This window comes from Streptomyces sp. NPDC088730 (genome assembly GCF_044751215.1).
In the GTDB taxonomy this organism is placed as follows: domain Bacteria; phylum Actinomycetota; class Actinomycetes; order Streptomycetales; family Streptomycetaceae; genus Streptomyces.
Genome location: NZ_JBIVLK010000001.1, coordinates 1321811 through 1339658, shown reverse-complemented (window position 1 = coordinate 1339658; position 17848 = coordinate 1321811). Strand labels below are relative to the sequence as shown.

The following is a 17848-nucleotide window of genomic DNA, read 5'->3' as shown; positions in this document are numbered from 1 at the left end:
TCAGCGCCCCCTGCGCTCGCGGTAGGCGGCGACGAGCGCGGCGGTCGAGCTGTCCAGCTGCTCGGCGTCCTCGCCCCCGGCCGCCTTGTCCCGGGTGAGCACCGGCTCGATCTTCTTGGCGAGGACCTTGCCGAGCTCCACGCCCCACTGGTCGAAGGAGTCGATGTTCCAGACGGCACCCTGGACGAAGACCTTGTGCTCGTACAGCGCGATCAGCTGGCCGAGCACCGACGGCGTCAGCCGGTCGGCGAGGATCGTCGTCGTCGGGTGGTTGCCCCGGAACGTCTTGTGCGGCACCAGCTCCTCGGGAACCCCCTCGGCGCGCACCTCGTCCGGCGTCTTGCCGAAGGCCAGCGCCTGGGTCTGGGCGAAGAAGTTGGCCATCAGCAGGTCGTGCTGGGCGACCAGGCCGGGCAGCAGTCCGTCGACCGGTTCGGCGAAGCCGATGAAGTCGGCCGGGATGACCTTGGTGCCCTGGTGGATCAGCTGGTAGTAGGCGTGCTGACCGTTGGTGCCGGGGGTGCCCCAGACGACCGGTCCGGTCTGCCAGTCCACCGGATTGCCGTCCCGGTCCACCGACTTGCCGTTGGACTCCATGTCGAGCTGCTGGAGGTACGCGGTGAACTTGGACAGGTAGTGGCTGTAGGGCAGCACCGCGTGCGACTGGGCGTCGAAGAACGCGCCGTACCAGACGCCGAGCAGGCCCAGCAGCAGCGGGGCGTTCTCCTCGGCCGGGGCGGTGCGGAAGTGCTCGTCGACGAGGTGGAAGCCGTCGAGCATCTCGCGGAACCGGTCCGGGCCGATGGCAATCATCAGGGAGAGGCCGATGGCGGAGTCGTACGAGTAGCGGCCGCCGACCCAGTCCCAGAACTCGAACATGTTCGCGGTGTCGATACCGAAGTCCGCGACCTTCTCGCCGTTGGTCGACAGCGCCACGAAGTGCTTGGCCACCGCGTCCTGACCGGCCCTCAGACCGGTCAGCAGCCAGTCGCGGGCGGAGGTGGCGTTGGTGATCGTCTCGATCGTGGTGAAGGTCTTCGAGGCGATGATGAACAGCGTCTCGGCCGGGTCGAGGCCGTGCAGGGCCTCGTGCAGGTCGGCGCCGTCGACGTTGGAGACGAAGCGGAAGGTGAGCGAGCGGTCCGTGAAGGAGCGCAGCGCCTCGTACGCCATCGCGGGGCCGAGGTCGGAGCCGCCGATGCCGATGTTGACGATGTTCTTGATCGGCTTGCCGGTGTGACCGGTCCACTCGCCCGACCTGACGCGCTCCGAGAAGGCGGCCATCTTGTCGAGCACCGCGTGTACCGCGGGCACCACGTTCTCGCCGTCGACCTCGATCACGGCGTCCCGCGGGGCGCGCAGCGCGGTGTGCAGGACGGCGCGGTCCTCAGTGGTGTTGATCTTGTCGCCGCGGAACATGGCGTCCCGCAGGGCGGCCACTCCGGTGGCTCCGGCGAGCTCGCGCAGCAGCCGGAGCGTCTCGTCGGTGACGAGCTGCTTGGAGTAGTCGATGTACAGGTCACCGACCCGCAGGGTGTATCCGGTGCCGCGCTCCGGATCGTCCGCGAACAGTTCGCGCAGGTGGGTCGCCCCGAGCTGCTCACGGTGCTTTCCCAGCGCGGTCCATTCCGGCGTCTGGTTGAGCCTGGTTCGACTTTGTGCGTTCATCCCGGACATCAGCCCATTTCTCCTCGTCACCGCAGTTCCCCGCTGCCCCTCCAACCTAATTGATCAGAGGGGAGGACGGGACGGCGGCGGGCTGCGGCACGGCGGAAGCATTCCGGCCGGACACCCGTGGGGTGTCCGGCCGGTGAACCATCAGATCTCGCCGCGGAGTTTCGCGAGGGCCTCGGCGAGAATCGCCTCGCCGTCCTCGTCGCTGCGCCGCTCGCGCACGTACGCGAGGTGCGTCTTGTACGGCTCGGTGCGCGGCGGGTCGGGCGGGCTGTCGCGGTCCTGGCCGGCCGGGAAACCGCAGCGCGGGCAGTCCCAGGTCTCCGGTACCTGCGCGTCATGGGCGAAGCTCGGCTGCGTCTCGTGCCCGTTGGAGCACCAGAAGGAGATGCGGGCCCGTGGCGCGGACTCGCCGCGCTCGGCCTCCCCCATCGGCCCCGCTCCGACCCGGCTTCCCCGGATCGCGTTGCCACTTGCCACGGTCGTAACTCCCTGCGTGATGGTGCTCGAAGATGCCCCAGTCTACGTAAGGCCCAACGCGCGTCCAGTGAAAGGAGTTACACCCTCACAGGAATCGCGTACGACGGGTCAGTTGTCCAGCTTGATGAGCAGACCAAGCACCACAATGCATGCGAACCAGCCAAGACCGACCACGACGGTGATCCGGTCGAGGTTGCGCTCGGCGACCGAGGAGCCACCGACGGACGACTGCATGCCGCCACCGAACATGTCGGAGAGACCGCCGCCCTTTCCCTTGTGCATCAGCACCAGCAGCATCATCAGCAGGCTGAAGACGATCAGGGCGATCTCGAACGCCAAAATCACGGCTGGTCCCTACTTTCGGAATTTCCTGGACTGCGTATAAGAACAACGGGGGCCGGGAGGCTCAGCCTCCCCGGCCCCCGCAAGGGTACGACGGATCCGCGCTACGGCATACTCACTGCTCGCGGAAGCGGACGATCTTGACGAACTCGTCGGCGTCCAGTGCGGCGCCGCCGATCAGCGCGCCGTCCACATCGGGCTGCGCCATGATCGCGGCGACGTTGCCGGACTTGACCGAGCCGCCGTACTGGATGCGGACCGCGTCGGCCAGCTCCTGCGAGTACAGCTCGGCGAGGCGGCCGCGGATCGCACCGCAGACCTCCTGCGCGTCCTCCGGGGTGGCGACCTCGCCGGTGCCGATGGCCCAGACCGGCTCATAGGCGATCACGATGGACTCGGCCTGCTCGGCCGGGATGTCCTTCAGGGCTCCGTCCAGCTGGGCGAGCGTGTAGGAGACCTGCTCACCGGCCTTGCGGATGTCCAGGCCCTCGCCGACGCAGAGGATCGGGGTCAGGCCGTGCTTGTACGCGGCCTTCACCTTGGCGTTGCAGACCTCGTCGGTCTCCGCGTGGTACTGGCGTCGCTCGCTGTGACCGACGGCGACGTAGGTGCACTTCAGCTTGGCGAGCATGGGACCGGAGATCTCGCCGGTGTACGCGCCGGAGTCGTGCGCCGAGATGTCCTGGGCGCCGTACTTGATCTTCAGCTTGTCCCCGTCGACCAGCGTCTGCACGGAGCGCAGGTCGGTGAAGGGCGGCAGGACGGCGACCTCTACGGCGTCGTAGTCCTTGTCGGCCAGGGCGAAGGAGAGCTTCTGGACGTGCGCGATGGCCTCAAGGTGGTTGAGGTTCATCTTCCAGTTGCCCGCCATCAGCGGGGTCCGGCCTTGGGCGGTAGCAGTCATGAAAGGTCAGTCCTCCAGTGCGGCGAGGCCGGGAAGCGTCTTGCCCTCAAGGTATTCGAGGCTGGCGCCGCCACCGGTCGAGATGTGTCCGAACGCGTTCTCGTCGAAGCCCAGGATGCGGACGGCCGCGGCGGAGTCGCCACCGCCGACCACGCTGAAGCCGGACGAGTCGACGAGTGCCTGGGCGACCGCCCGGGTGCCCTCGGCGAAATCGGGGTGCTCGAAGACGCCCATGGGGCCGTTCCAGAAGACGGTGGCCGCGTCGGCGAGCTTCGATGCGTAGAGCTTGTTGGTCTCCGGACCGTTGTCCAGCCCCATCTGGCCGGCCGGCATGGCGTCGGCGGCGACGGTGGTGGCCTGGGCCGGGGCCTTGGTCTTGAGGTCGGGGAACGCCGGGGCGACCACGACGTCGACGGGGAGCACGAACTCCACGCCCTTCTCCTTGGCGCGCTCCAGGTACTCCAGCACCACCGGGATCTGGTCCTCCTGGAGCAGCGAGCTGCCGACCTCGTGGCCCTGGGCCTTGAGGAAGGTGTACGCCATGCCGCCGCCGATCAGGATGCGGTCGGCGCGCTCCAGCAGGTGGTCGATGACGCCGAGCTTGTCGGAGACCTTGGCGCCGCCGAGCACGACCGCGTACGGCCGCTGCACATCGGTGGTGAGCTTCTTCAGGACGCCGACCTCGGTGGCGATGAGGTAGCCCGCGTAGTGCGGGAGCCGCGCCGGGAGGTCGAAGACCGAGGCGTGCTTGCGGTGCACGGCGCCGAAGCCGTCACCCACGTACACGTCGGCGAGCTCGGCCAGCCGGTCGGCGAACGCGCCGCGCTCGGCGTCGTCCTTCGACGTCTCACCGGCGTTGAAGCGGAGGTTCTCGATGACGGCGATCTTGCCGTCGGTGAGGGCGGCGACCGTGGCGCGGGCGGACTCGCCGACCGTGTCGGTCGCGAACGCCACGTCGGTCCCGAGCAGTTCACCCAGCCGGGTGGCCGCGGGCGCCAGCGAGAACGCCGGGTCCGGGGCGCCCTTGGGGCGGCCCAGGTGCGAGGCGACGACGACCCGGGCGCCGGCCGCGGCCAGCTTCTCCACGGTCGGCTGGACGGCGCGGATGCGGCCGTCGTCGGTGATGGTGGTGCCGCTGAGCGGCACGTTGAGGTCGGCGCGGACGAATACGCGCTTGCCGGTGACCCCTTCGGCGAGAAGTTCGTCGATCGTCTTCATCTTCTGCACTCCTTGGAGGGACGAGAGAGCATGCAACGGGGCTCGAACGGCGCTTCGTTGCGCTGTTCGAGCCCCGTGCTCACATCGAGGTGCCTGCCGATTCGAGGGTCAGAGCTGGCTGCCGACGAAGACGGTCAGGTCGACGAGGCGGTTGGAGTAGCCCCACTCGTTGTCGTACCAGCCGAGGATCTTCACCGTGCTGCCCTCCTGGACCATGGTCAGGGAGGAGTCGAAGGTGCAGGACGACGGGTCGCCGACGATGTCCGAGGACACGATCGGGTCCTCGGTGTACGTCAGGAAGCCCTTGAGGTCGCCGTCGTCGGACGCCTTCTTGAACGCGGCGTTGACCTCGTCCTTGGTGACCTCGCGCTGCAGGGTGACGACGAGGTCGGTGGCGGAACCGGTCGGGACCGGGACGCGCATCGCGATGCCGTCGAGCTTGCCCTTGAGCTGCGGGAGGACCAGGGCGGTCGCCTTGGCGGCGCCGGTCGTGGTGGGGATGATGTTCTCGGCGGCGGCGCGGGCGCGACGCAGGTCCGAGTGCGGGAAGTCCAGGATCCGCTGGTCGTTCGTGTACGCGTGGACCGTCGTCATCAGGCCCTTGACGATGCCGAAGTTCTCGTCGAGAACCTTGGCCATCGGCGCCACACAGTTGGTGGTGCAGGAGGCGTTGGAGATGACGTGGTGGTTGGCCGCGTCGTACTTGTCCTGGTTGACGCCCATCACGATGGTGATGTCCTCGTCCTTGGCCGGAGCCGAGATGAGGACCTTCTTCGCGCCGCCCGCGATGTGCTTGGCGGCGTCGGCCTTCTTGGTGAAGATGCCGGTCGACTCGATGACGATGTCGACGCCCAGCTCACCCCAGGGGATGTCCGCCGGGTTGCGCTCCGAGAGCACCTTGATGGTGTGACCGTCGACGGTGATGGTGTCGGCGGTGTGGCTGACCTCGGCCTTGAGACGACCCAGAATGGTGTCGTACTTCAGCAGGTGAGCCGTGGTCGCAGTGTCACCCAGGTCGTTGACAGCCACGATCTCGATGTCCGCACCCTGCTCCAGCAGCGCGCGGAAGTAGTTACGACCGATGCGGCCAAAGCCGTTGATGCCTACGCGGATCGTCACGAACCGATCTCCTCGTTAGGGACGCCGGCTTTTAGACGCCGGCGAGTGTGTATGGGATGTCCCCGACCGCCTACGACCCTACCTCTCCGAGGCGGCCGGGGTGACATCGAGCGGGGCCGGAAGAACGACCGAGACCCGTACTCCCCGGTAGGAGCACGGGCCTCCGGTTGTCCGGCCCCGTCCGCTGCGACGATTACGCGGTGTCAACGCCACCGGGACCGAGGCGCGTACCGCGCCGCCCGGCGGCGGGGGTGCTGCGGACCCGCCCTGATCAGCCGACCAGCCCGTCGGCCAGCTCTTCGCTGAGGGTGGACTCCGTGCTCGGGATGCCCAGGTCCTGGGCCCGCTTGTCGGCCATCGCCAGGAGCCGGCGGATGCGGCCCGCGACGGCGTCCTTGGTCAGCGGCGGATCGGCCAGGGCGCCCAGCTCCTCCAGGGAGGCCTGCTTGTGCTCCATGCGCAGCCGTCCGGCCGCCGCGAGGTGCTCCGGCACCTCCTCGCCCAGGATCTCCAGCGCGCGCCCCACCCGGGCACCCGCGGCCACGGCGGCCCTGGCGGACCGGCGCAGGTTCGCGTCGTCGAAGTTGGCGAGGCGGTTGGCGGTGGCGCGGACCTCGCGCCGCATCCGCCGCTCCTCCCAGGCCAGCACCGACTCATGGGCGCCGAGCCGGGTGAGCAGGGCGCCGATCGCGTCGCCGTCGCGGACGACGACCCGGTCCACGCCGCGGACCTCGCGGGCCTTGGCCGCGATGGAGAGCCGGCGGGCGGCGCCGACCAGCGCGAGGGCCGCCTCCGGTCCCGGGCAGGTCACCTCCAGTGACGAGGAGCGACCGGGCTCGGTGAGCGAGCCGTGCGCCAGGAACGCCCCGCGCCAGGCGGCCTCCGCATCGCAGGTGGCCCCCGAGACCACCTGCGGGGGAAGCCCGCGGATGGGACGGCCGCGGCCGTCCACCAGACCCGTCTGCCGGGCCAGCTGATCGCCGCCCGCCACCACTCGTACGACGTAGCGGGAGCCCCGCCGCAGCCCGCCGGGTGCCATCACGATCAGCTCCGAGCTGTGCCCGAAGATTTCGAGGATGTCCCGCTTCAGCCGGCGCGCCGCCATCGCGGTGTCCAGCTCCGCCTCGATCACAATCCGGCCGCTCACCAGGTGCAGCCCACCCGCGAACCGAAGAATCGCCGAGACCTCTGCCTTCCTGCAGCAGGTCCGGGTCACGGGAAGCCGAGAGATTTCGTCCTTCACCGCTGGCGTCATCGCCATGGGCCGATCCTTCCATGCATCCGAAAAATACGGTCGTACGCGGCGGCCAACAGCTCCGGATCGTGAATCGGAACGCCGTCGGGTGAGGCCACGGGCGCCAGCTCGACCGCGGCACCGAGCCGTTTTGCGGCATCGGCGAGGGACTCGCGGTCGGGCACGGCAGCCTCGTCGGCCAGCACCACGTCCAAGGCGAGTTTAGGGGCGTGTCGTCCCAAAACCTCCAAATGACGCTGCGGAGAGAAGCCATCTGTTTCACCGGGTTGTGGCGCGAGGTTCAGCGAGAGGACCTTCCGGGCCTTCGTTTCGATCAGCGCGTCCAGCAGATCGGGGACGAGCAGATGGGGGATGACCGAGGAGAACCAGGACCCGGGGCCGAGGACCACCCAGTCCGCGTCCAGGACCGCCGCGACCGCTTCCGGGACGGCCGGCGGGTCGGCCGGGACGAGGTGCACGGACTGCACCTCGCCCGGGGTGAGCGCCACGGTGGCCTGGCCGCGGACCGTGTCCACCTCGTCCGGGCGCTTCGGGTCGTGTCCCCGTACGAGCGCCTGGAGCTCCAGCGGCACGGCGGACATCGGGAGCACCCGGCCGTGTGCCCCGAGGAGCTTGCCGACCAGGTCCAGGGCCTGGACGTGGTCGCCCAGCTGCTCCCACAGGGCGACGATCAGCAGATTGCCGACGGCGTGTTCGTGCAGATCGCCCTTGGACTGGAAGCGGTGCTGGATGACCTGGGCCCAGGTCTGGCCCCAGTCGTCGTCGCCGCACAGGGCGGCCAGCGCCTTGCGCAGGTCGCCGGGCGGCAGGACGCCCAGCTCCTCGCGGAGCCGGCCGCTGGAGCCGCCGTCGTCCGCGACGGTGACCACGGCGGTCAGATCACCGGTGATCCGCCGCAGCGCGGCCAGCGAGGCGGACAGCCCCATGCCGCCGCCGAGCGCGACGACCTTGGGCTGTGCGCCGCGCTTGCGGCCGGACAGTGCGGAGGTGGCCCTGCTCAGCCGGCGCAGACGCAGATTGCGACTGGTCACTCGCGCCCCATGTCCCGGTGTACGAGCACGGTCTCGATCCCTTCGGCCGCGAGCCGCGCCGACAGCTTCTCCGACATGGCGACGGAACGGTGCTTGCCGCCCGTGCAGCCCACGGCGATGGTCACGTAGCGCTTGCCCTCGCGGCGGTATCCCGCGGCGATGAGCTGGAGCAGTTCCGTGTACTGGTTGAGGAACTCCTTCGCGCCCGGCTGGTCGAAGACGTACGCGGAGACCTCCTCGTTGAGCCCGGTGAAGGGGCGCAGCTCGGGGACCCAGTGCGGGTTGGGCAGGAAGCGGCAGTCCACCACGAGGTCGGCGTCGACCGGGAGACCGTACTTGTAGCCGAAGGACATCACCGTGGCCCGGAGCTCCGGCTCCTCGTCACCGGCGAACTGGGCGTCCATCTTGGCGCGCAGCTCGTGCACGTTGAGGCTGGAGGTGTCGATCACCAGGTCGGCGTCGCCGCGCAGCTCGCGCAGCAGGTCGCGCTCCGCGGCGATGCCGTCGACGATGCGGCCGTCGCCCTGGAGGGGGTGCGGGCGGCGGACGGACTCGAAGCGGCGGACCAGGGCGTCGTCGGAGGACTCCAGGAAGACGATCCGCCGGGTGACGCCCTTGGCCTCCAGGTCCGCGAGGGACTCCCGGAGGTTGTCGAAGAAGCGGCGGCCGCGGACGTCCACGACCACGGCGATCCGGGCGACGTTGCCCTGGGACCTGGCGCCGAGCTCCACCATGGTGGGGATCAGCGCGGGCGGCAGGTTGTCCACGACGAACCAGCCGAGGTCCTCCAGGCACTTGGCCGCGGTGCTGCGCCCGGCGCCCGACATGCCGGAGATGATCACCAGCTCGGGGATGGCGGCGGCGCTGTCGGCCGTCTCGGCCGGGGTGCCCGCCGGGGTGCCCGTACTCACGTGTCCTGCTCCGTCTGCTCGGTCTGTGCGGTCGTGCCCTTGTTCATGTTCGCGTTCAGTCATGTCGTACTGCCCCCGTCGTCCTCTTCGATGATCTCTCCTGTGGCCGTGTTCACGGCGGGCGCGGCCGGGGTGGTCGAGGCGAGCGCGACGGCCACTGATTCCGCCGTTCTGCGGCCTATCCCCGGAACCTCGCAGATCTCGTCGATTGTCGCCTGCCGCAGCTTCTTCACGGAGCCGAAATGCTTGATCAGCGCCTGCTTCCGGGTATCGCCGAGACCGGCCACCTCGTCCAGGGGGCTGGAGCGGATGCGCTTGGCCCGTTTGGCGCGCTGGTAGGTGATGGCGAACCGGTGCGCCTCGTCACGGATGCGCTGGAGGAGGTAGAGGCCCTCGCTGGAGCGGGGCAGCACCACCGGGTCGTCGTCATCGGGCAGCCAGACCTCTTCGAGGCGCTTGGCCAGGCCGCAGACCGCGATGTCGTCGATCCCCAGCTCGTCGAGCGCCCGCTTGGCCGCGGCGACCTGGGGCTGGCCGCCGTCGACCACCAGGAGCTGCGGCGGGTAGGCGAACCGCTTGGGCCGGCCGTCGTCCTCGCGGGGCTCGGCCGCGGAGTCCGGGGCGGGGCCGGTGGGTGCGGGAACCGGGCCGGTGGGCGCGGGGGCACGGGCGGGCCCGGTCCCGGCGGGTGTCTCCTCCCACTCCCCCGTGGCCTCCTTCTCGTGCAGGTAGCGGCGGAAGCGCCGGCCGATCACCTCGTGCATCGAGCGGACGTCGTCCTGCCCCTCGAAGGTCTTGATCTGGAAGCGGCGGTACTCCCCCTTGCGGGCCAGCCCGTCCTCGAAGACCACCATGGACGCCACCACGTCGTCGCCCTGGAGGTGGGAGATGTCGAAGCACTCGATGCGCAGCGGAGCCGTGTCCAGGCCGAGGGCCTCGGCGATCTCCTCCAGGGCCCGGGAGCGGGTGGTCAGGTCGGAGGCGCGCTTGGTCTTGTGCAGCCCCAGGGCCTGCTGGGCGTTGCGCTGGACCGTGGCCATCAGGTCCTTCTTGTCGCCGCGCTGCGGGATGCGCAGGCTGACCTGGGAGCCCCGGCGGTCCGCCAGCCACTGGGAGACCGCGTCCGGGTCCTCTGGGAGGGCCGGGACGAGGACCTCCTTGGGGACCGCGTCCCCGGCCTCCTCGCCGTACAGCTGCTGGAGCGCGTGCTCGACCAGTCCGGAGGTGTCGACGTTCTCCACCTTGTCGGTGACCCAGCCGCGCTGGCCGCGCACCCGGCCGCCCCGGACGTGGAAGATCTGGACGGCGGCCTCCAGCTCGTCCTCCGCGACCGCGATGAGGTCGGCGTCGGTGGCGTCGGCGAGCACGACGGCGCTCTTCTCCATCGCGCGCTTGAGCGCCTCCGCGTCGTCGCGGAGGCGGGCCGCCCGCTCGTACTCCATCTCCTCGGCCGCCGCCGTCATGTCCTTCTCCAGGCGGCGGATGTAGGCGCCGGTGCGGCCGGCCATGAAGTCGCAGAAGTCGTCGGCCAGTTCGCGGTGCTCCTCGGGGGTGACCCGGCCGACGCAGGGGGCCGAGCACTTGCCGATGTAGCCGAGGAGGCAGGGGCGGCCGGTCCTGGCGGCGTTCTTGAAGACACCGGCGGAGCAGGTGCGGACGGGGAAGACCCGCAGCATCAGGTCGACCGTCTCGCGGATCGCCCAGGCGTGGCCGTACGGACCGAAGTAGCGCACGCCCTTCTTCTTCGCCCCGCGCATCACCTGCACGCGCGGGAACTCCTCGTTGAGCGTGACGGCGAGGTACGGATAGCTCTTGTCGTCGCGGTACTTGACGTTGAACCTGGGGTCGTACTCCTTGATCCAGGAGTACTCCAGCTGGAGCGCCTCCACCTCCGTGGAGACGACGGTCCACTCCACGGACGCGGCGGTGGTCACCATCGTGCGCGTACGCGGATGGAGGCCCGCCAGGTCCTGGAAGTAGTTGGCCAGGCGCTGGCGCAGGTTCTTCGCCTTCCCGACGTAGATCACCCGGCGGTGTTCGTCGCGGAATTTGTAGACCCCCGGGGAGTCGGGGATCTGTCCCGGCTTGGGGCGGTAGCTGGAGGGGTCTGCCATGTCTCCCACCCTACTTGCGGGCGGTGACAACGCGGCGTGCGCACGGGTGGCGCCGGGCTCCGGGACACGGGTTGGGGCACGTGTCCCGGAGTCCGGGGTCTTCGGGCGCGGGCGGGGCCCGCCGTCAGCCCTGACCGCGGCGGCGTCCGCGGTTGCGCAGGACGGTGGCCGCGCACAGGGCGAGTACGACGGCGGCGCCCGCGGCCGCCGCCCCCGAGGTGGCGGTCAGGGCGGTGGCCGGGCCGGTGTCCGCCGCGATGGCAGGTCCGGACCGCACCGCCGCGGCCTTCTCGCCGGACGGCCCGTAGCCGCCCGCCCGGCCCGAGCGGGCGTACCCGGAGCCGGGGAGCTTGTCCGCGTACGCGGCCCGTACCCGGGTGCGGTAGCCGGCCAGGGTGGTGCCTTCCTTGCCGACCGCGCCCACCGCGTCCCGGTCCAGCGGGAGCACCCGGCTGCCCTTCTGGACGTACCAGGCGTCGATCTGGGGCTCCCGGAAGACGGTGCCGCCGGGCAGCGCGCGGGCGCCCGCGGCGGCGTAGCGGGTCTCGTCGTCGCCGGTCGCGATGTTCACCACCTGCCAGTGCCCGTCCTTGCCCGGCTCCGGCAGTGTCCACAGGGACGCCTTCTGGCCGTCGGAGGAGACGGCGGTGCTGGCCAGGTAGTCGAGCACGGCGACGGGCGCCCCCGGTTCGCCGGCGACGAAATCGGCGGACAGGGTGCGGACGGGCACGGCCGCGCCCTCGATCCGTGGGGCGGCGGCCGCCCTGGTGACGGCGCCCTCCCGGGCGAAGAACCGGGACAGGGTGTCCAGGGTTGCGGCGTCGGTGGCCGCCTCGTGGGCCGCCGCCAGGGAGGCCGGGGTGGCCGAGGGGCCGGTGGCGGCCTCGGCCCGCGGGGCGACGGTGAGCAGGGCGGCGCCCGCCAGCACCCCGCTCGCGGCGAGGGCGGCGGCGAAGGGACGTGCGCCGCGCGCGGTACGGGTGGAGGTCATGCCGTCACGCCCCGATCCGGTAGAGCGAGTGGGTCCAGGAGAACTCGCCGTTGTTCACGTACCAGGCGTGCGAGGCCCAGTTGTAGCGGTTGTTGGAGGGCCATGGATCGCCCCAGTAGACCCAGCTGTTCGCGTCGTCGTAGCCGTACAGGACGTGCATGTGGCCGCCGCCGGAGGACCACTGGATGCGGGTCTCCACCGGCCGCCCGGCGCTGATCTCGGCCTGCACGGTGGGGTAGCGCAGCCAGCCGGTGACGTAAGAGCCGGGGTTGATGCCCGCCCAGTACAGACCGTCCTGGACGTTGCCGAGCGAGGCCTGCGAGTTGGGGCACTCGTAGCCCTGCGCCCGGCCGAAGGAGGCGTTGCAGAACTCGTTCTGGCTGTAGTTCCGGCCGAACCAGGTGGCGACGGTGTTGCCCGCCGCGGCCCAGCACCAGTTGGTCTTCTGCTGGGCCTGCATGGTGATGTTCAGCCGCTGGGCGGCGGCGAGGGTGGTGGTGGGTGCGGAGCGGCTCTGGTCCGACGCGGTGGCGGTCGCCGCGGGTACGGCGAGCAGTACGGCGGCGAGCAGGGCTGTGACCGACAGCCTTCTGGGCCTGACTCTTCGGTTGCGCATGGTGGTCCTCCCGGGGCGGGGGGTGGGGTTCCAAGGAGCGCGTCCGGACGCTGTCGAGGAGCATCAACCGTTGTCGGGAACGGGTCAACACGCTTCAATGCGGGGGAACATCGCGGTGTGAACGCCCGGGGGCGGCTCCGTGAACGCCTCCCCCCGGCCACCTGCGGACCGGCATCCACCGGCGCGGCCCCGCCCCCGCGCGACGTGAACGTTCACCTGGAGGACCCATGCAGCACACCGAGGCCGAACTGGCGCAGGTGCTGCACACCGGCCCGTTCCATCTGGCTCTGCGCACCGCGCTCTCGGTGCGCGGGCTGCCGCTCCAGCGGGTCCAGCACCATCTGGCGCACCGCGGGGTGAAGGTCGGTGTGACCAGCCTGTGTTACTGGCAGCAGGGCGCCAGGCGTCCGCAGCGCCCGGAGTCCCTGCGGGCCGTGAAGGCGCTGGAGGAGGTGCTGGAGCTGCCGGGGAACTCCCTGCTCGGGCTGCTGGGGGCCGGAGAGCCCCGCCCGGAGGCCGACCGCCCGCAGGGCCGCTCCTACCGTTCCCTGGTGGACGCGTCCGGCGCGGTCGAGCGGCTGCTCACGGCGATGGAGTCACCCGCGGACGGCGGGCTGCACACGGTGGGGCACCAGGAGCGGGTACGGATCGGACCCGGCCGCCGGATGCAGCGGCGCAGCTCCCAGCACGTGGTGCGCGCCCACCGCGACGGCATCGACCGCTACCTCGCCGTGTACCGGGGCGATCCGGGCTGCGACCCGGCGCGGGTCGGGGTGAGCGCGCGGGAGAACTGCCGGACGGGGCGGGTCCGCTGGGACGCGGAGACGGGGGTACTGGTCGCGGAGCTGCTCTTCGACACCCGGCTGCGGGCGGGCGACACGTACCTCTTCGGCTACGGCTTCGAGGACGGTACGGGCGGGCCCTGCGGCGAGTACGTGCGCGGTTTCAGCTTCGGCGGCGGGCAGTACGTGCTCCAGGTCCGGTTCGACGAGGAGGCGCTGCCGGTCCGGTGCCGGCGCTTCGTCCAGGTGTCCGCGGGGGCGCCGCGCGGCGCCCGGACGGACCTCACCCTCACCGGCCGCCACCGGACGGTCCACCTGGTGGAGCAGGGGGTGCGGCCGGGGCTGGTCGGCATCGACTGGGACTGGGAGTGAGCCGGGCCGCCACCGGGACGGGACGGTGCGGGGCGGGGGTGCGGACGGTGTGGGCGGTGCGGTGTCAGACGTCGGGCCGGTCCGGGTGGGGCCGGTTCAGATGTGCGGCCGGTCCAGGCCGGTTCAGGCTTCGGGGCCCGCGACCAGTCGGCCGCCCTCGACTCTGACCGGGACGGAGGGCAGCGGTACGGTCGCCGGACCGTGCACGGCCTTGCCGGTGGTGGTGTCGAAGCGGCTGCCGTGGCAGGGGCAGTGCCCCTCGTTCTCCTCGACCTTGTCCAGCAGGCAGCCCGCGTGGGTGCACTGGGCGCTGAACGCCTTGTACTGGCCCTTGGCCGGGCAGCTGACGATGACGCGCTGCTCACGGAAGAGCTTGGACTCGCCCACCGCCACCTCGTCCGGGGCGCCGAGCTCGACGGGTGCGGTGGGCGTCGGCGTCTCGGCGTGCCCGAGCTTCGAGTCGGTCGAGCAGGCGGCCGTCCCCAGCCCGGCGACGCCCACGAGAGCGGCGCCCTTCAGCACGGTACGGCGGGCGGCGGGCTGGCCGGGCATGCGGTCTCCACTGGTCTGAGGGATTCGGTGCGGTGCCAGAGGTGCCTGGGACAGCAGCGGCAGCGGAGGCATCGGTGACGTAACCGACGATACCGGCGGGGACGGATGCCCCGGCGCCCGGGGGCGGTGCGGCAGGTCGCGCGGGGCGGCTGCGGTAGGAGGGGTGCCGTACGGGGGTGCCGTACGTGCGGCGAGGCGGCGGCTCCCGTAATCGGGAACCGCCGCCTCGCCTGCCGTCACGCCCTGGGCGCTGGGTGTCCGCCGGGCTGTCAGGCCTTGCGCGCGCGGGCCGCCTTCTTGGCGGCGGGCTTCCTGGTGGCGGCCTTCTTCGCCGCTGCCTTGCCGGTGGCCTTCGCCGTCTCGCTCCGGTCCGCCTTGGCCGTCGCCGTCTTCCTGGCGGGAGCGGACTTCGCGGCGACCGCCTTCTTCGCGGCCGTCTTCCGGGCCGGCTTACGGGCTGCGGGAACCGCCGCCTCGCTGACCCGGTCCGCGTCCAGGATGCCCTGGAGGAACTTGCCGGTGTGGCTGGCGGGGACTCCGGCCACGTACTCCGGGGTGCCCTCGGCGATGACCAGACCACCGCCGTTGCCCCCCTCCGGACCCATGTCGATGACCCAGTCGGCGGTCTTGACGACATCGAGGTTGTGCTCGATGACGATCACCGTGTTGCCCTTGTCGACCAGACCGGAGAGCACCTTGATGAGCTTGGAGATGTCCTCGAAGTGCAGACCGGTGGTCGGCTCGTCCAGCACGTAGACCGTGCGGCCGGTCGAGCGCTTCTGGAGCTCGCTGGCCAGCTTCACGCGCTGCGCCTCACCGCCGGAGAGCGTCGGCGCGGACTGACCGAGCCTGACGTATCCGAGACCGACCTCGTTGAGCGTGCGCAGATGGCGCGCGATGGTCGGCACGGCCTCGAAGAACTCCAGGCCCTCCTCGATGGGCATGTCCAGCACCTCTGCGATGGACTTGCCCTTGTAGTGGACCTCCAGGGTCTCCCGGTTGTAGCGCGCTCCGTGGCAGACCTCGCACGGGACGTACACGTCCGGCAGGAAGTTCATCTCGATCTTGATGGTGCCGTCACCGGAGCAGTTCTCGCAGCGGCCGCCCTTGACGTTGAAGGAGAACCGGCCCGGCAGGTAGCCGCGGACCTTGGCCTCCATCGTCTCCGCGAACAGCCTGCGGACGTGGTCGAAGACGCCGGTGTACGTCGCCGGGTTGGAGCGGGGCGTACGGCCGATGGGCGACTGGTCGACGTGCACGACCTTGTCGACGAGATCGTCCCCGTCGACCCGGGTGTGCCGGCCGGGGACCGACTTGGCGCCGTTCAGCTCGCGCGCCAGATGGGTGTAGAGGATGTCGTTGACCAGGGTCGACTTGCCGGAGCCGGAGACACCGGTGACCGCTGTCAGCACCCCGAGCGGGAAGGAGACGTCGATGTCCTGGAGGTTGTTCTCCCGGGCGCCGTGCACCGTGAGCAGGCGCGAGGGGTCGACGGGACGCCGGACGTCGGGCATCGCGATCGACCTCTTGCCGGTCAGGTACTGACCGGTGATCGACTTCTCGTTGGCCAGCAGTTCCTTGAGCGAACCGGAGTGGACCACCTTGCCGCCGTGCTCACCGGCGCCGGGGCCGATGTCGACGACCCAGTCCGCGACCTTGATGGTGTCCTCGTCGTGCTCGACGACGATGAGGGTGTTGCCCATGTCGCGGAGCCGGACCAGGGTCTCGATCAGCCGGTGGTTGTCCCGCTGGTGCAGGCCGATGGACGGCTCGTCCAGCACATAGAGCACGCCGACCAGGCCGGAGCCGATCTGGGTGGCGAGCCGGATGCGCTGGGCCTCGCCGCCGGACAGGGTGCCGGCCGCGCGGTTCAGCGAGAGGTAGTCCAGGCCCACGTCGACCAGGAACTTCAGCCGCTCGTTGACCTCCTTGAGCACCCGCTCCGCGATCTTCTTGTCGCGGGCGTTCAGCTTCATCCGGCCGAGGAAGTCGGCGCACTCGCTGATCGACATCGCGGAGACCTCTGCGATGGACTTCTCCATCACCGTCACCGCCAGGACGATCGGCTTGAGGCGGGTGCCCTCGCAGGTCGGGCAGGGCACCTCGCGCATGTAGCCCTCGAAGCGCTCCCGGCTGGAGTCGCTCTCCGCCTCGGAGTGCCGCCTCTTGACGAACTGGACCGCGCCTTCGAAGGAGGGGGTGGTGTAGGCGCGCTCGCGCCCGTACCGGTTGCGGTAGCGGACCTCGGTCTGGATCTTGTGGCCGTGCAGCAGGGCCTTCTTGGCACGCTGCGGCAGCCCGGCCCAGGGGATGTCCGTACGGAAGCCGAGGGCTTCGGCCAGCGCGTTGATCTGGCGGCCGAAGTACTCCTTGGTGTGGCCGTGCGACCAGGGGTGGATCGCGCCCTCATCGAGGGACTTCTCCTCGTCGGGGACGATCAGCTCCGGGTCGACCTCCATGCGCGTGCCGATGCCGGTGCAGTCGGGGCAGGCGCCGAAGGGCGAGTTGAAGGAGAAGGAGCGCGGCTCCAGCTCCTCGAAGGAGAGGTCGTCGTACGGGCAGTAGAGGTGCTCGGAGTACATCCGCTCACGCTCGGGGTCGTCCTCGGGGAGGTCGACGAAGTCGAGCACGACCATGCCGCCGGAGAGGCCCAGCGCGGTCTCAACCGAGTCGGTCAGCCGGCGCTTGGCGCTGTCCTTGACGGTGAGGCGGTCGATGACCACCTCGATGGTGTGCTTCTCCTGCTTCTTGAGCGCGGGCGGCTCGGAGAGCTGGACGGTCGCGCCGTCGACCCTGGCCCTGCTGTAGCCCTTGGTCTGCAGGTCCGCGAAGAGGTCGACGAACTCGCCCTTGCGCTCGCGCACCAGCGGGGAGAGGACCTGGAAGCGGCTGCCCTCGGGCAGGCCGAGCACCTTGTCCACAATGGCCTGCGGCGACTGGCGCGAGATGGGCCGCCCGCACTCGGGACAGTGCGGCTTGCCGATCCTGGCGAAGAGCAGCCGGAGGTAGTCGTAGACCTCCGTGATGGTGCCGACCGTCGAGCGCGGGTTGCGCGAGGTCGACTTCTGGTCGATCGAGACGGCGGGCGACAGCCCCTCGATGAAATCGACGTCCGGCTTGTCCATCTGACCGAGGAACTGCCGGGCGTACGAGGAGAGCGACTCCACGTAGCGGCGCTGCCCCTCGGCGAAGATCGTGTCGAACGCGAGCGACGACTTGCCCGACCCGGAGAGCCCGGTGAAGACGATGAGGGAGTCGCGGGGAAGGTCGAGCGAGACGTTCTTGAGGTTGTGCTCGCGAGCGCCACGGACGATGAGACGGTCGGCCACGCCGGTCCGCACCTTTCTAGAGAGAAGCGGGGGAACTGAGCCCCTGCCCCAGGGTATGGGGGGTGCCACAGCGATGTACGGAGCTTTCATCTCCGAGCGTATAGCACGCGCATTCGATTTACGGACGGCTGATGACTCCTTCACCCGAATGAGTGGCG

At 70.4% G+C, this 17848-nt stretch carries 15 protein-coding genes; 1 reads left to right on the top strand and 14 read right to left on the bottom strand.

Going from position 1 to position 17848, the window contains the following annotated elements; genetic code table 11:
- The 12 genes from pgi to ACIP89_RS05920 all read right to left on the bottom strand — a co-directional run bounded on the left by pgi (position 1) and on the right by ACIP89_RS05920 (position 12655).
- Positions 1–1668 (bottom strand): glucose-6-phosphate isomerase, encoded by a 1668-nt coding sequence (gene pgi / locus ACIP89_RS05975; RefSeq protein ID WP_401923730.1) that lies wholly within the window; start codon positions 1666–1668, stop codon positions 1–3.
- A 150-nt stretch (positions 1669–1818) separates the two neighbouring features.
- Complete coding sequence (locus tag ACIP89_RS05970; RefSeq protein WP_078617917.1) at positions 1819–2154, bottom strand: RNA polymerase-binding protein RbpA; 336 nt, start codon at positions 2152–2154, stop codon at positions 1819–1821.
- Positions 2155–2262: 108 nt separating this feature from the next.
- Positions 2263–2499, bottom strand: coding sequence for a preprotein translocase subunit SecG (gene secG / locus ACIP89_RS05965; RefSeq protein WP_123526733.1), 237 nt, complete (start codon positions 2497–2499; stop codon positions 2263–2265).
- 112 nt (positions 2500–2611) lie between these two features.
- Positions 2612–3400 (bottom strand): triose-phosphate isomerase, encoded by a 789-nt coding sequence (gene tpiA, locus ACIP89_RS05960; protein ID WP_401923254.1) that lies wholly within the window; start codon positions 3398–3400, stop codon positions 2612–2614.
- Between the two features lie 6 nt (positions 3401–3406).
- Positions 3407–4618: a phosphoglycerate kinase gene (locus ACIP89_RS05955; protein WP_402113259.1), complete on the bottom strand. Its 1212-nt coding sequence runs from the start codon at positions 4616–4618 to the stop codon at positions 3407–3409.
- A 108-nt stretch (positions 4619–4726) separates the two neighbouring features.
- Positions 4727–5737 (bottom strand): type I glyceraldehyde-3-phosphate dehydrogenase, encoded by a 1011-nt coding sequence (gap, locus tag ACIP89_RS05950; protein ID WP_327336348.1) that lies wholly within the window; start codon positions 5735–5737, stop codon positions 4727–4729.
- A gap of 271 nt (positions 5738–6008) precedes the next feature.
- Positions 6009–6998, bottom strand: a complete 990-nt coding sequence (gene whiA / locus ACIP89_RS05945) for a DNA-binding protein WhiA (protein WP_024494235.1) — start codon at positions 6996–6998, stop codon at positions 6009–6011.
- Positions 6989–8023, bottom strand: coding sequence for a uridine diphosphate-N-acetylglucosamine-binding protein YvcK (gene yvcK / locus ACIP89_RS05940; protein WP_402113256.1), 1035 nt, complete (start codon positions 8021–8023; stop codon positions 6989–6991). The genes whiA and yvcK overlap by 10 nt, the downstream gene beginning before the upstream one ends.
- Positions 8020–8997: an RNase adapter RapZ gene (gene rapZ, locus ACIP89_RS05935; RefSeq protein WP_371773849.1), complete on the bottom strand. Its 978-nt coding sequence runs from the start codon at positions 8995–8997 to the stop codon at positions 8020–8022. The genes yvcK and rapZ overlap by 4 nt, the downstream gene beginning before the upstream one ends.
- Positions 8994–11048 (bottom strand): excinuclease ABC subunit UvrC, encoded by a 2055-nt coding sequence (uvrC, locus tag ACIP89_RS05930; protein WP_402113253.1) that lies wholly within the window; start codon positions 11046–11048, stop codon positions 8994–8996. The genes rapZ and uvrC overlap by 4 nt, the downstream gene beginning before the upstream one ends.
- A 124-nt stretch (positions 11049–11172) precedes the next feature.
- Complete coding sequence (locus ACIP89_RS05925; RefSeq protein ID WP_402113251.1) at positions 11173–12039, bottom strand: hypothetical protein; 867 nt, start codon at positions 12037–12039, stop codon at positions 11173–11175.
- A gap of 4 nt (positions 12040–12043) precedes the next feature.
- Positions 12044–12655: a papain-like cysteine protease family protein gene (locus ACIP89_RS05920; protein ID WP_402113248.1), complete on the bottom strand. Its 612-nt coding sequence runs from the start codon at positions 12653–12655 to the stop codon at positions 12044–12046.
- A 227-nt stretch (positions 12656–12882) separates the two neighbouring features.
- Here ACIP89_RS05920 and ACIP89_RS05915 point away from each other — a divergent pair, with 227 nt between their 5' ends.
- Complete coding sequence (locus tag ACIP89_RS05915) at positions 12883–13809, top strand: hypothetical protein (RefSeq protein ID WP_401925686.1); 927 nt, start codon at positions 12883–12885, stop codon at positions 13807–13809.
- Positions 13810–13932: 123 nt separating this feature from the next.
- On the opposite strand, the gene ACIP89_RS05910 is transcribed toward ACIP89_RS05915, so the two are convergent.
- Together ACIP89_RS05910 and uvrA are read right to left on the bottom strand one after the other, a co-directional pair.
- The gene (locus tag ACIP89_RS05910; protein WP_371773844.1) at positions 13933–14361 is read right to left on the bottom strand and encodes a Rieske 2Fe-2S domain-containing protein; all 429 of its coding nucleotides are present in this window, start codon (positions 14359–14361) and stop codon (positions 13933–13935) included.
- A gap of 269 nt (positions 14362–14630) precedes the next feature.
- Positions 14631–17690, bottom strand: a complete 3060-nt coding sequence (gene uvrA, locus ACIP89_RS05905) for an excinuclease ABC subunit UvrA (protein ID WP_402113245.1) — start codon at positions 17688–17690, stop codon at positions 14631–14633.
- Positions 17691–17848 lie beyond the last annotated feature (158 nt).